We start from the raw sequence: 282 nt of genomic DNA on the forward strand, positions 1-282 counted from the left end.
AGCTGCAGGAAGAGAAAGAAAAATCGATTTCCCAAGTAGCGGCGAGCGAACAGGAAAGAGCCTAAACCTGAGGATTTATCCTTGGGGGTTGTAGGACTGCGATAAGGCGAACGGAAGATAGACGAATGAACTGGGAAGTTCAGCCAGAGAGGGTGAGAGCCCCGTAATCGAAATCGGAAGGGAGCCGAGCAGGATCCTGAGTAGGGCGGAACACGAGGAATTCCGTTTGAAGCAACGAGGACCATCTCGTAAGGCTAAATACTAGCAAGTGACCGATAGTGA

1 rRNA gene is annotated in these 282 nt (G+C 50.7%); it reads left to right on the forward strand.

The annotated features are described in order from the left end of the window. A 23S ribosomal RNA gene (locus tag KI210_RS08615) occupies positions 1–282 on the forward strand; the annotation flags it as partial.

This window comes from Lactobacillus corticis (assembly GCF_018327645.1).
Classification (GTDB): domain Bacteria; phylum Bacillota; class Bacilli; order Lactobacillales; family Lactobacillaceae; genus Lactobacillus; species Lactobacillus corticis.